This window comes from Streptomyces endophyticus (assembly GCF_035798155.1).
Taxonomy (GTDB): Bacteria; Actinomycetota; Actinomycetes; order Streptomycetales; family Streptomycetaceae; genus Streptomyces; species Streptomyces endophyticus.
Genome location: NZ_JAOZYC010000157.1, coordinates 1 through 12573, shown reverse-complemented (window position 1 = coordinate 12573; position 12573 = coordinate 1). Strand labels below are relative to the sequence as shown.

The 12573-nt window shown below is 72.1% G+C and carries 15 protein-coding genes; 8 read left to right on the top strand and 7 right to left on the bottom strand.

The window, feature by feature from the left end; genetic code table 11:
- Nucleotides 1-15: 15 nt before the first annotated feature.
- On the bottom strand, nt 16-1263 hold the full coding sequence (locus OKJ99_RS31705) for an ROK family transcriptional regulator (protein ID WP_326021403.1): 1248 nt from the start codon (nt 1261-1263) through the stop codon (nt 16-18).
- Between the two features lie 300 nt (nt 1264-1563).
- Between OKJ99_RS31705 and OKJ99_RS31700 the strand changes: the two genes are divergently transcribed.
- The 4 genes from OKJ99_RS31700 to OKJ99_RS31685 all read left to right on the top strand — a co-directional run bounded on the left by OKJ99_RS31700 (nt 1564) and on the right by OKJ99_RS31685 (nt 4558).
- Nucleotides 1564-2895: a family 43 glycosylhydrolase gene (locus OKJ99_RS31700; protein WP_326021402.1), complete on the top strand. Its 1332-nt coding sequence runs from the start codon at nt 1564-1566 to the stop codon at nt 2893-2895.
- Nucleotides 2896-3004: 109 nt separating this feature from the next.
- Nucleotides 3005-3211 carry a DUF2180 family protein gene (locus OKJ99_RS31695; protein WP_326021401.1) on the top strand — a complete coding sequence of 69 codons (207 nt, stop codon included), beginning with the start codon at nt 3005-3007 and terminating at the stop codon, nt 3209-3211.
- Nucleotides 3211-3660: a Fur family transcriptional regulator gene (locus OKJ99_RS31690; RefSeq protein ID WP_326021400.1), complete on the top strand. Its 450-nt coding sequence runs from the start codon at nt 3211-3213 to the stop codon at nt 3658-3660. The genes OKJ99_RS31695 and OKJ99_RS31690 overlap by 1 nt, the downstream gene beginning before the upstream one ends.
- A gap of 139 nt (nt 3661-3799) precedes the next feature.
- Nucleotides 3800-4558 carry a class I SAM-dependent methyltransferase gene (locus OKJ99_RS31685; RefSeq protein ID WP_326021399.1) on the top strand — a complete coding sequence of 253 codons (759 nt, stop codon included), beginning with the start codon at nt 3800-3802 and terminating at the stop codon, nt 4556-4558.
- A 7-nt stretch (nt 4559-4565) separates the two neighbouring features.
- Here OKJ99_RS31685 and OKJ99_RS31680 read toward each other — a convergent pair whose 3' ends face one another.
- The 4 genes from OKJ99_RS31680 to OKJ99_RS31665 form a co-directional block, all read right to left on the bottom strand.
- Complete coding sequence (locus tag OKJ99_RS31680) at nt 4566-5552, bottom strand: MASE1 domain-containing protein (RefSeq protein WP_326021398.1); 987 nt, start codon at nt 5550-5552, stop codon at nt 4566-4568.
- A gap of 102 nt (nt 5553-5654) precedes the next feature.
- The gene (locus OKJ99_RS31675) at nt 5655-6500 is read right to left on the bottom strand and encodes a PP2C family protein-serine/threonine phosphatase (protein ID WP_326021397.1); all 846 of its coding nucleotides are present in this window, start codon (nt 6498-6500) and stop codon (nt 5655-5657) included.
- 100 nt (nt 6501-6600) lie between these two features.
- Nucleotides 6601-8040 (bottom strand): MFS transporter, encoded by a 1440-nt coding sequence (locus OKJ99_RS31670; RefSeq protein WP_326021395.1) that lies wholly within the window; start codon nt 8038-8040, stop codon nt 6601-6603.
- A gap of 67 nt (nt 8041-8107) precedes the next feature.
- Entirely contained in the window at nt 8108-8617 is a 510-nt protein-coding gene (locus tag OKJ99_RS31665; protein WP_326021394.1) for a nucleoside deaminase, read from the bottom strand.
- Nucleotides 8618-8778: 161 nt separating this feature from the next.
- Here OKJ99_RS31665 and cynR point away from each other — a divergent pair, with 161 nt between their 5' ends.
- Together cynR and OKJ99_RS43810 are read left to right on the top strand one after the other, a co-directional pair.
- Nucleotides 8779-9720 carry a transcriptional regulator CynR gene (gene cynR / locus OKJ99_RS31660; protein WP_326021393.1) on the top strand — a complete coding sequence of 314 codons (942 nt, stop codon included), beginning with the start codon at nt 8779-8781 and terminating at the stop codon, nt 9718-9720.
- Nucleotides 9721-9807: 87 nt separating this feature from the next.
- Entirely contained in the window at nt 9808-9885 is a 78-nt protein-coding gene (locus OKJ99_RS43810) for a 50S ribosomal protein bL37 (protein ID WP_370443954.1), read from the top strand.
- Nucleotides 9886-9960: 75 nt separating this feature from the next.
- On the opposite strand, the gene OKJ99_RS31655 is transcribed toward OKJ99_RS43810, so the two are convergent.
- Nucleotides 9961-10596, bottom strand: coding sequence for a GNAT family N-acetyltransferase (locus OKJ99_RS31655; protein WP_326021392.1), 636 nt, complete (start codon nt 10594-10596; stop codon nt 9961-9963).
- 185 nt (nt 10597-10781) lie between these two features.
- On the opposite strand from OKJ99_RS31655, the gene OKJ99_RS31650 reads away from it, so the two are divergent.
- Nucleotides 10782-11108 (top strand): hypothetical protein, encoded by a 327-nt coding sequence (locus OKJ99_RS31650; protein ID WP_326021391.1) that lies wholly within the window; start codon nt 10782-10784, stop codon nt 11106-11108.
- A 37-nt stretch (nt 11109-11145) separates the two neighbouring features.
- Here OKJ99_RS31650 and OKJ99_RS31645 read toward each other — a convergent pair whose 3' ends face one another.
- Nucleotides 11146-11964, bottom strand: a complete 819-nt coding sequence (locus OKJ99_RS31645) for a phytanoyl-CoA dioxygenase family protein (RefSeq protein WP_407700806.1) — start codon at nt 11962-11964, stop codon at nt 11146-11148.
- 146 nt (nt 11965-12110) lie between these two features.
- Between OKJ99_RS31645 and OKJ99_RS31640 the strand changes: the two genes are divergently transcribed.
- The coding region (locus OKJ99_RS31640) for an AraC family ligand binding domain-containing protein (protein WP_326021390.1) at nt 12111-12573 on the top strand (463 nt) is incomplete at its 3' end.

Genomic DNA, 12573 nt, shown 5'->3' with positions numbered 1-12573 from the left:
TCCTCGCTGATGGCTTCACGCGTGCTCCTCGGGGACGGGCCGGGGGTACTGGGTGAGCAGGGGGGATTCGTGGAGGACGAGGGCGATGCCGCCGAGTGCGCTGCCGGCCTCGCCGAGCGTCGCGCGGCGCAGGTCCACGTGGTGGTGGGCCATCGGCATCAGGTGCCGGCGCAGGGCGCGTTCGACCGGGTCGAGGAGGGCGGGGCCCGCCTCGGTGAGTTCGCCGCCGACGACGATGACGCCCGCGCCGACGACGTGACAGACCGCGGCGAGTACACCGCCGACGTCGCTGCCGACGCGTTCGAGCACCTGAAGCGCGGTCGGTTCGGCCGCGGCGACGGCTTCGAGGAAGGCGGCGAGGTCCTGGGCCCGGCCGCCGGATTCGCGGTAGCGGTACAGCACCGCGTCGAGGGAGGCGCGGGTCTCCAGGCAGCCGGTGCCGCCGCATTCGCAGGTGCGGCCCATCGGGTCCACGGTGATGTGTCCGAACTCGCCGGACAGGCCGTACCGGCCGCGGTGCAGGGCGCCGCCCACGACCAGGCCGCCGCCGACGCCGTGCGAGAGGCGCAGGTAGAGCACGTCGCTACTGTCGGCGGCCGCGCCCCAGACCGCTTCGGCGAGGGCGGCGAGCCGGGTGTTATTGTCCAGCAGGACCGGCGCTCCGAACCGTTTGCGCAGCAGGTCGGGCAGGCCGTCGATGCCCTGGGCGTGGGCGTGTTCGCTGCCGGGGTCGGCGATCGGCCCGACGACGCCGACCCCGATGGCGGTGAGCGCGTCGAGGTGCACGCCGAGGGGCCGGCCCTGACCATCGGCATCGCCCGCATCGGCATCGGGCGGGCCGGTGGCCAGGGCGTCGAGGAGCCGTTCCGCGAGCGCGACGCGTTCGGGCCAGGAGAGGTCCGGGGCGTGTGACTCGCTCGCCGAACCGACCACTTCATGGGCGAAGTTGACGGCCGCGACGTGCACGGCGCGGCGCGCGAAGTCGATGCCGACCGCCTCGCCCGCGGCCGGGTTGAGGCTGAGCTTCTCCACCGGGCGGCCGCGCTTGCGCGTCTCGACCTGCGGCGTGCTCGCGACCACGGCACCACTGCCCACCAGACCGGCGACGATGTCGTGGAGCGTGGTGCGGGAGAGCCCGCTGCGGATTCTCAACTCGGCGCGGCTCAGGGGGCCCTGCTTGCGCAGCAGCTCGAGGACGGACTGCTCGTGGCCGCGCCGGAGCCGCGTCAGCGGGCCGTCGTGTTCGTGCATGCCGGACAGCATGTGAGGGCCGACGATTTTCGTCAATGAGTCGGAACGAAATACTCGCGACGCCCCCTACCCCCAACACAACTCCCCCACACCGGACTTGACCTGCGACGACACAGCAGGGCACCACATGTGACCGGGCCGCAGCACGTTCGGGGAACGCCACACGACTGCAACACTCGCCGCTGACCAGCACCCTCGCGGCCCCCGGTCTGCCACTCTCGCACTCATTTATGTAGGTGCTCTTGACTTAATTCGTGGCCACGCTGAAGCATGCTGCACACCCGAGACCGACCAGCCGAGGAGCCACGCCTGATGACCCGGGAAGAGATCAACGCAGCACACATCGGCCGCCGCGGAGTGCTGGCCGGCATCGCCGGAACCATGGGGGCGGTGGCACTCCCCGCGGGCCCCGCGTTCGCACAGCCAGCACAGCCAGCCCGGCCCCCGGCGGGGCGGCCGTATCCGCCCAACTGGCCCGCCCTCGAACCGTACGGGCTCGCGGACACCCGCGAGGATCTCTGGCCGCGCGAGGACAACTCCTTCATCCTGCCGCTCGAACTGCGGCCTCGGGACGAGGAGTTGGGGCGCGTATGGATGCGCGACACCTACGTCAACTGCTTCACCGTCGACGGCCGCCCGCTCTACGTGGCCACCGGCACCACCCGGGTGCCGGGACTCTCGGCGGCCGGGCCCTGGAACGACGGCATCTTCGTGTGGACCGCTCCGTCACTGCACGGCCCGTGGCGCCTCGCCGACACCACCGGCATCCGGCCCGGCGCCGAGCGCGGCAAGGTGTGGTCGCCGGAGTTCGTGGACGAGAACCGGCCGGGGCGCACGGTGGTCGCGCCGTGGCAGGAGTACTGGCACGACGAGCAGTTCGGCAAGCGGGCCAACGCCTGGGCGCCCGAGCTGCACCGCTTCCGCGGCAAGTGGTACCTCGTCGCGTGCATGGGCGACCACTCCAAGAAGGTCGGCTCCTTCATGCTCGTGAGCGAGGGCGGGGTGGAGGGTCCCTACCGGCTCGTCGACGGCAATCTCGACAAGCCGTTCGGCGACGTCGTGCCCGGCGGGCCCGCCTTCATCGAGCCCGGCGCGTACCACCACATCGACGGCGGCCTCTACAGCGAGGGGCCCGACGCCTGGCTGGTGCTGCACAACCACGTCTACGCGAAGTTCCGCGACGACATGGAGGACATCGTCCCGACGACGAACCTCCCGGCGTTCCAGCAGACCCCGTACGCGCCCGAGCCGTATCTGGAGGGCGCGTACGTCTTCAAGTACGGCGGCAAGTATTTCCTGGTGCACGCCGCGTGGGACCGCTCCTCGACGGGTCCCGACGGTGGCACGCGCCACGCCTACGATCCGGCGGGCACCGGCCGCACGCAGTACCAGTACGACGCGGTCGTCGCCGTCGCCGACCGCCTCGAGGGTCCGTACTCCAAGCGCTGGACCGCGGGCGTCGGCGCCGGGCACAACAACTTCTTCGAGGACCACCACGGCGGCCTGTGGGCGACGTTCTTCCGCAATCCCGCCTTCGGCTACTGGGCCGACCCGTCCCGCTCGGGCGACGCCGCGGTGGCCGGTGTCGTACGCCTGGAGTGGACCGGGCCGCAGGGCAACCGCCTGTACGTGAAGCGGACCTAGATTGGACTCGATCCAAACTGGGACGTACCTTAAGAGGAACCGAGGTACATATCAGCGCAGCCAGTGACGCCTGCCACCTCTGGTGACAAATCCCCACGGAGGCCCCCACATGGCTTGCTACGACTGCATCCAGGAAAACCGTCCCGACTCGACCGGCATCGGCATCTGCACCCGCTGCGGCCTGGCCACCTGCCACGACCACGCGCGCGTGCTCGCCACCCACGTCCAGCGGGCCAACGGCATGAGCCGCTCGACCAGCCGCCTCGCCGGACGGCGCGTCGTCTGCCGCACCTGCCTGGCCGCCGAGGCCGCGTAGTGACCGGCCAGGACGTGGGCGAGCTGCTCAGGCGCACGGGCCTGCGCAGCACGGCGCAGCGGCGCGCGGTGCTGGCCGCGCTCCGGGGCCGGCCGCACGCGTCCGCGGCCGACCTGGAGGAGCGGATCGCACGGTCCGGGCCCGAGGGGTCCTCCGCGGGCCTGTCCCGCCAGGGGCTCTACAACGTCCTGGAAGACCTCACCCGGGTCCACCTCGTGCGCCGCATCGAGCCTGCGGGCTCCCCCACCCGGTTCGAACTGCGCGTGGGCGACAACCACCATCACCTGGTCTGCCGCACCTGCGGCCGGATCGAGGACGTGGACTGCGCCGTCGGCGCGGCCCCCTGCCTCGACCCGGTCCAGGACAGCGGCTTCACCGTGGACGAGGCCGAGGTCACCTGGTGGGGCCGGTGCGCGGACTGCCGCCGGGCCTCGGAGCGACCCGTCTGACACCCGGGATCCGGAGCGCGGGCCTTGTGCCCGCGCCCGAGCCGACGCCGCGATCTTTGTGGCTCCTGACAGTCGGCCCCGGCGGTGTCCCGCGATATGACTGCTCCCAGACATCACCGAACCCATACGGGGAGGCAGCGTGAGCACGAGCGCGGAGCAGCAGTACGACCGGATCGGCGAGGCGTTCGAGGGCTTCAAGGCCCTCCATCTGGCCCGCTATGTGGAGGTGCCCAGCTTTCTGGACTTCGTCGGAGAGGTGAGGGGCAGGTCCGTCGTCGACCTCGCGTGCGGCACCGGCTTCTACAGCCGCCTGTTCAAGCGGCGCGGCGCCACCGACGTGTGCGGCATCGACGTCTCCGGCGAGATGGTCGACGTCGCCCGCCGCATCGAGAGCGCCGACCCGCTCGGCGTGCGGTACGCCGTCGGCGACGTCGCCACCACCGACGCGCACGGCGGGCGCGGCTACGACATCGCCACCGCCGTCAATCTGCTCAACTACTCCGAGACGCTCGACGCGATGACGGCCATGTGCCGCACCATCCACGCCGCCGTCCGCCCCGGCGGCACCCTCTACGCCCTCAGCCAGAGCCCCGACTACGACTTCGACGGTCCGAGCCCGCGCCCGTACGGCTTCCACTGCGAGCTCGAGGGCAGCCGTGTCGAGGTGGGTCCGCGGGTGCGCGTCACCGCGTTTGTGGACCCCGAGCCCGTCTCCTTCGTCGCCAGTCTCCCGCGCCGCGAGGTCTACGCCGAGGCCCTGACGCGGGCCGGTTTCACCGACGTCGCCTGGTCGCCGCTGGCCGTCTCGGCCGAGGGCCGCGCGGCGTTCCCCGCGGGGTTCTGGGACGACTACGAGGCCAATCCGCCCTTCGAGCTGCTGACCGCCCGGCGGCCCTGAGCCCGGGTCACTCGTCGGGGGCCTCGGGCGCGCGTCGGCCGGAGGACTCCGTCGGGTCCTCGCCCGCGGCGAGGTGTTCCAGCAGCTCGGCGAGCTCGTTGCAGGCGTGCTGCACCGAGTGCCGGGTGGCGCGCTGCTCCGTGACGAGCGCGGACAGCAGGAGGGCCGTCAGGGCGGCGGCTCCGTTGAAGGCCTGGAGCTTGGTCATGACCTCGATGTTGGACAGGTCGAGGAACGAGCCCCGGCCCTCGTGCGCCGCGAACGTGGTGAGCACCGACGCGAACAGCGCGCAGAGCATGCTCCCCGCCAGCTCGAAGCGCAGCGCCGCCCAGATCAGCAGCGGAAAGTTGAGGAAGAGCATGCTCGGCGAGCTGAACACGGCGTACGGCACGAGCAGCACGGCCGCGATCCCCAGGCACCCGGCCTCCACCCAGCGCCGGACGGGTATCCGCCCCGCCGTGTGCCGCCGCGGCAGAAGCGTGCCCCGGCACAGCACGAGCAGCATCGGGGTCACGAGCAGCACACCCATGGCGTCGCCCACCCACCAGGCCAGCCACACGGGCAGGAAGTCCCCGGTGGCCAGCGACCCCGTCCACACCTGGGGCGCGACGCCGGCCGTCGCGCTGATCAGCATGGCGCCGAGCCCGCCGAGGAAGACCAGGCTGGTCCCGTCGCGCAGCCGTGACACATCGGGCCGGAATCCGACCGCTCGAAGCAGCAGCAGGGCGCAGAGCGGCGCCGCGGTGTTGCCCGCGACGGTGACGATCGAGGTGAGGTCGGGGGTGGTGAGGGAGGTGATGACGAGGAAGGAGCCGAGGGCGATACCGGGCCAGACCCCCACGCCGAACACCAGCAGGGCGGCGACAGCGACGCCGGTCGGCGGCCAGATGGGGGTGACCACCACGCCCTCGACGCCGACCCGGCCCAGCAGGCCGAGGCGCCCTGCCGCGTAATAGCAGGCAGCCACGGCAAGTGCCTTCAGGGCCATCTCCATGACCGGCCGGAACCGCCGAGAAACCACCACAGCAGCCATCAGACACCGCCCGGGTCTCCTCGGCCACGCGAAACCGCCCGCCGGTGTGCGTGCGCGGACCCCTCAGCCGGTCGGCGGGCGCCGCCCCGCGGAGCCGACGTCGTGGCCGACGACGAGGACGGCGGCGTCGTCCTCGTGGCCCACCGAATCCGCCAGTTTCATGACACCCCCGGCGAGTGTGTCGACGCCGAGGCCGGCCGCGGCGGTGACCTCGGCGAGCCGGCGCACCTTGCCGAGACCCTCGTCGAGGTCGAGGGAGGGACCCTCGACCACGCCGTCGGTCGGCAGCACGAAGACACCACCGGTGGTGAGCCGATGGCAGGCGACGGGGAAGGACGCGCCCTCCAGGACGCCGAGCGGGGGCCCGCCCTCCTCTTCGTCGATACCGGACCGGCCGTCGGCGGTGGCCCAGATGTGCGGGATGTGACCGGCCCGCGCGCACTCCAGGGTGCCGCTGGCCGGGTCGAGCCGCAGGAAGGTGCAGGTGGCGAACAGGTCCGTGTCCAGGGAGACCAGGAGGTCGTTGGTGCGGCCGAGCAGTTCCCCCGGGTCCCCGGTGACGGAGGCCAGCGCGCGCAGCACGACCCGGACCTGTCCCATGTACGCGGCCGCCTGGATGTTGTGCCCCTGGACGTCGCCGATGGACAGGCCGATGCAGCCGTCGGCCATGGTGAAGGCGTCGTACCAGTCGCCGCCGACGTTGAGCCCGTGGTTGGCGGGCATGTAGCCCACGGCGAGGTGCACGCCTTCCGGGTGGGGCAGGTCGCGGGGCAGCATGCCGCGCTGCAGTGCCACCGCCAGTTCGACCCGTGAGCGCTGCAGTTGCGCCAGCTCCCGCGCGCGGGCGGTGAGCGCACCGAGCTTGGTCAGCAGTTGCTGACCGTCCTCGAGGGACTCGCTGCGGAACATCGTTCGCCCCGTTCCAGGAGATTTTCCCCCACTGTGCCCGCGGACCGCCCCGGTCGCACGTCAACGGCCCGCGCGAGCGGTACGGCGTTCCGTGCCCGCGCTACCTCCCGGTACGCCGTGGCCGGGCCAGCACCGCGGCGCCGAGCGCGGCCAGGAGCAGGCCGACCAGCGGCCAGCGCACCGCGGTGGTGAAACCGTGCAGCAGTGCGGTGCGGTGCGGTCCCACGAAGGCGGCGGCCGCACCCGCGGCCACCGTGTTGAAGACGGCGGAGCCGATCGAGCCTCCCACCTGTTGGGCCGAGTTGAGGGCGGCCGCGGCGATGCCGGAGTCCTCCGGCGGAAGGTTGGACGTGGCGGTGGTCATCAGGGCCAGGAAGGTGGCGCCCATGCCGATGCCGAACAGGGCCAGTCCGGGCAGGATGCCCGTCACGTAATCGGCGCCGACCGTCAGGCGGCTGAGCCACCACAGGCCCGACGCAGCGACGCACAGCCCGCTCGCCATCATCACGCGCGCGCCGAGCCGGGGCAGCAGACGGGTGCCGAGCTGTGTCGCGGTCAGCGTGGTGATCAGGCTCAGCGGCAGGAAGCCGAGGCCGGTGCGGGCCGCCGACCAGCCAAGGACGGTCTGCAGATGGAAGGTGAGGAAGAGCGAGAGGGACAGCTGCGCCGCCATCAGGCAGGCCCCCGCCACGAGCGCCGCCACCCGGGCCGGGTCGCGCAGCAGGTGCGGCGGAAGGAGCGGGGTGCGGGCCTTGCGCAGCCAGCCGGCGAAGATCAGCAGCAGCACCAGGCCCACCGACAGTGCCGCGACCACGGGACGGCCCGTCCAGCCGCTGTTCTCGGCCGCGCTGAACCCGTAGACCAGCAGGGTCAGTCCGCCGCAGGCGAGCAGCGCGCCCGGCACGTCGAGGCGGCCGCGGGTGCGCGGCGCCGTGTCGGGGGGCATCAGCACGCTGCCGGCGAGGGCCGCCCCGGCGAAGAGGACGTTGACGTAGAGGCACCAGCGCCAGCCCGCGGTCTGGGTCAGCACGCCGCCGAGGGTGACTCCGAGGGCGCCGCCCGCGCCGCCGAGCGCGCCGAAGATCGCGATGGCGCGGCGGCGTTCGCGCAGGTCAGGGAAGGTCGTCGTGATCAGGGCGAGGGCGCTCGCGGCCAGCAGCGCGGCGAACACCCCCTGTAGGGCGCGCGCCGCGAACAGCGTCCCGGATCCCGGGGCCATGCCACCGGCCGCGGAGGCGACGGCGAAGCCGGCCAGGCCGGTCAGGAAGACCCGCTTGCGGCCGACGAGGTCGGCGATCCGGCCCGCCAGCAGGAGCAGTCCGCCGAAAGCGAGGGTGTACGAGGTGATGGCCCAGGGGCGGGCCGCGTCGCTCATGGCGAGGTCGCGCTGCATGGAGGGCAGCGCGACGTTCACGATGGTCGCGTCCAGCAGGATCATCAGCTGGGCGAGCCCGAGCACCGCCAGGCCCCACCAGCGGCGGGGCGGGGCGGGCTGTGCCGGGGCAACGGTGGCCGCGGTCGCGGCGCAGTCCTGTGTCATCTTGTGTGGTTGTCCGTGGTGTCCGGTTCCGGAGAGGGCGGGATGATCTTCGCACCCCGCCAGGGGGTCAGGCGCCGGTGGGGGCGCCCGGGACGCGGCGCTCGCCGCCGTTGCGCCGCTGCCACTCGCGGTAGACCTCGACGGCGTCGGCGTGCGGCGCGTAGGTCATCGGCAGCCGGCGCTCGTCCCAGTTCTTGGCGAACTCGCCGTAGAACGTGTCGAGTTCGAAGTACTTGCGGTCGTCGACGTAGTGCGGGGCGTAGGCGTCGCGGGTCGTGACGAAGACGACCTCGGCGGGGCTGCAGTAGTAGAGCGCGGCCAGGCACATCGGGCACGGGTGGGCGAGGACGTAGATCGTGGCGTCGGTGAGGTGCTCGGTGCCCAGCTTGGTGCAGGCCTCGCGGATGGCGAGGATCTCGGCGTGGGCGGTGGGGTCGTTGGTCTGCGCGACCTGGTTGGGGCTCTCCGCGATGATCTCGCCGTCCCGGACGATGACGGTGGCGAAGGGGCGCCCTCCGTCGGCGACATTGTCGCGGGCGATGTCGATGGTGCGCTGGGCGAAGTCCTTGACGTCCATGGAGAGCTCCTTCTCGTGCCGTTCCGAACCAGCCGCTCCCGGATGATTCCCGGAGGAGTGGGCCGATGGATTCACCGTGCATCAGCAGGGTCTATAGCGTCAAAGACTCAATGGGCATGAGTTGTATTGGCCTTCTCTATACATGCCTCTACGCTGGAGGTATGTCCGTCGAGCTGCGTCAGGTGCGCTACTTCATGGCCGTGGTCGAGCACGCGGGGTTCACCCGCGCCGCCGAGGCGCTGCGGATCTCCCAGCCGACCCTGTCCCAGCAGGTCAGACAGCTGGAGCGGAATCTGGGCGTGCAGCTCCTCGATCGCAGCGGGCGCACCGTGCGGCCGACCGACGCGGGGCGCGCGTATCTGGACCACGCGCGGCGCGCGCTGCGGGACCTGGCCGCCGGGGAGCGTGCGATCCACGACGTACGGGATCTGTCGCGCGGGCATCTGCGTCTGGGGGTGACGCCGACGTTCACCGCGTATCTGGTCGGGCCGCTCATCGCCGCGCTGCGGGAGAGGCATCCGGGCATCACGATCGCCGTGCGGGAACTGACGCAGGACCTGTTGGAGGCCGAGCTGCTCGCGGACGCGTGCGACCTGGGGATCGCCTTTCAGGGCGGCCAGTTGGCGGGGATCGCGGTGGAGCCGCTGTTCACGGAGGACCTGAGTCTGGTCACGGGCGACGGGGCCGATTCCGCCCGCGCGACGGATGGGCCGTGGACGGCGGCCGACCTGGACCGGCTGCATCTGGCGCTGCTCGGCCAGGACTTCGCCACCCGCGGCCGGATCGACGCGTACTTCGCCGAGCACCGGGTGCGGCCCCTGATCGCAGTCGAGGCCAACTCCCTGCAGACCCTCATCGACATCGTGCAGCGCACCGGCCTGGCCACCGTCCTCCCGGACCCGGTCACCCACGGCCATCCGCACCTGACCCCGCTCCCGGTCGACCCTCCCCTGCCCTCACGTACGGCCGCCCTCCTCAGCCGCGCGGACGGCTACCGGAGCGCCGCGGCCGACGCCTTCGCCGGGCTCGTCCGCGAGCACGTCGAGGCCCATCCGTTCCGGCCGCCCGAGCCTCAAACTCGTGTGATCCAGAACACACATTAAGCGCGCATGATCACGGGTATGAGCACGCACGTTGCCTGGACAGATCCAGGGAGAACGACAAGAAACACCACACCCTGGGAGGTATCGATGTCCTCGAAGCGACGTCGTAAGAAGAAGGCCCGTCGCAAGAACGGCGCCAACCACGGCAGCCGTCCGCAGTCCTGAGGACTGACGGCAGCGAGAGAGCGGGGCGGCGGAGCGATCTGCCGCCCCGCTTTCGTGTCTCAGGTTCTCAGGTTCTCAGGCGGGATGACCGTCCGCGTGGCCGGCGACGCGTGCGGCCAGCCGGGCCTTGACCCTCGACCACTCCTCGGCGACGACGGAGTACATCGCCGAGTCCCGCAGCCGCCCCTCCTCCCCCGGGGCCCACGACATCGACCAGTTCCGCAGGACGCCCTCGAAGGTGGCGCCCAGGGCCTGCAGGGCACGTCGTGAACGCTCGTTGCGGGCATCGGTCTTGAGATCGACCCGCGCCACCCCGAGCTCCTCGAAGGCGTGAGTCATCAGGAGGAGTTTGGCCTCGGCGTTGAGGCCGGTCCCCTGCGCGGACGCGCCGAGCCAGGTGAAGCCGATCTCGACGGCGCGCGGATTCCTCTCCCGCCCGGGCCAGAACCGCGGGTCCCAGTACGCCGTGCACCCCACCGCGCGCCCGTCGCCGCGCCGGATCTGCGCGAACGGGACGAGCCCCTGCTCGATACGGGCGAACTGGCCCTCGATGTAGGAACCGACCTGGTCCGCGCGAGGCACCAGCGTGAAGTCGTAGCTGCCGCGGTCCTCTTCGCCCGCCCGTGCCAGATCGTCGGCGTGCGCGGCCGACAGCGGTTCGAGCCCGACCAGCGTTCCCTTGAGGACGGGTATCTCCAGCCAGGGACGCATGGCATCAAGCTCCTCTCGACGGCGCGACTTTGGGGCAGTGACGCTATCGGGGCCCTCGCCGCCGCTCACCTCCTTTTCCCGCCCACCGCGTGCCGTGGACGCTGAACGGGCCCGGTGGGGCGCGCGTATCTCTGTGCGACGCACTGCTCACTACGCGCTGTGAGGCGTGGAGGAGGACCGTAGAGATGTCGGAATCCGGCCAACCACCGCTGCACGCACTGCCGGACGGCGAGGCGGAACTCGCCGTGGTGTTGCGGTTGACGTGGGAGGACGTCGCCGCGATCGGGCAGGAGGCGAGCAGGCTCGCCGAGCGGGCACAGCGGGCCGTGACACTGGACGAGGCGGTGAGCCACCGGTTGCGCTCCCGCCCGCCCGCCTCCCACGCGAAGCCGCCCCAGGCGGCGGGCGCCACGGCCCTTCCCGTGTCCGCCCCGAACGGGCGCGCCCCTGGCGAGCAGGCCCGCCAGGCCATCGACAAGATCAACGGCAGGCCGGGCCAGGAAACGGCGTGACCGATGAGCAGGTTGGCCAGTGCGGGCCCGGGGCGAACTAGTGCGGGGCCGGGGTGAACTCGGTCCCGCACGGGCCGCCGCCGGTGCTCTCCTGCGCCTCCACCACCTGCCCGTCCATCGTCCGCAGGCCGTAGTAGCCGGCGATGCGCTCGGTGGACCGGCCGACGTAGTGGCAGATGAACGAGCGCCGGAAGCGGTCCGCCGTGCGGTTGGGTCCTGAGCCGTGAACCAGCGTGCCGTTGAAGAACAGGACGTCGCCGGGCTCCATGTCGACGGGCTCGGGGACGAGGCCCGGGGGTGGCGGCACGTACTCGCGCGCGAAGGACACGCTCGCGTCCGCCTCCTCCGGGCAGAACAGGTCCATCAGGTGGGTGCCGGGCACCACTTCGAGTCCGCCGTTGTCCCGGTCGATGTGGTCGAGGGCGACCCACGCGGCGATGCAGGTTCCGGGTTCCACCCGCAGATAGAAGTTGTCCTGGTGCAGGGCCTGGCCGCGGGCGCCGGGCGGCTTGAAGTAGAACATGCTCTGCGCGGCCAGCGGCTCCTCGCCGAACAGGCCCGCCAGGATGCCCGCGAGGCGCGGGTCGAGCAGCCGGCGCCGCGCCAGGGCGTTGAAGTGGTGCGGCTGCATCACGCGCGGGTACGCGCGGAGGGGGTCGAGGGCGGCGCCGGGCGGCTGCGGCCTGGGCTCGAAGTGACCGGGCACGGGGCCCGTGGCCTGCAAGCGCATGAACTCGTCGGTGAGTTCGCGGGTCTCGGCGGCGTCGAAGAGGCCGGCGGCGATCGCGTAGCCACGGGTACGGAACCGTTCCTGGAAGGCGATGGAGTCGGGGGCGTCGAACTCGCGGGTCTGCACGGGGTGTTCCTCTCGGCCGGCGGGCAACTCTTGAGCACACGCGGACCGTGTGCTGGACTGCTGGCACTCGCGGTCCGCGCGGAAGCGGACTGCTCCGAAACTACGGCCGGGGCGGCGGACACCGAATGACGGGCACCAGCGCGCACATGCCTGAAACTGCTGCGGACACTCCTTCCCCTCCGGCGCAACTGCTCGTCGCCTCGCGGTTCTCGCAGCCCGCCGACTACCGGGTGACGCGCGCCGCGGGCGCCGCCAACTGGCTGCTCATGTGGACTGCTGAGGGGCGTGGCCAGGTGCGGGGAAGCGGCCCCTGGGTCGCCCAGCGGCCCGGTGACCTCGCCGTGCTCCCCGCCCACCGCCGCCATGCCTACCGCACGGACCCCTCCGTACGTTCCTGGGGCGGCTGGTGGGTGCACTTCCAGCCGCGCGCGGCCTGGCCCGCCTGGCTGCGCGAGCACGGCCGGAACGGCGGGGTGTACTGCGTCGCGGGCGTGCCGGCAGCGGCGCGCGGCCGGGTCGACGCGGCCTTTCGACGGCTGCACGCCGACGCGCGCTGGGCCGAAGGGGAGGCCCCGCCCGCCCAGGACCCGGCGGGCATCGCGATCGCCT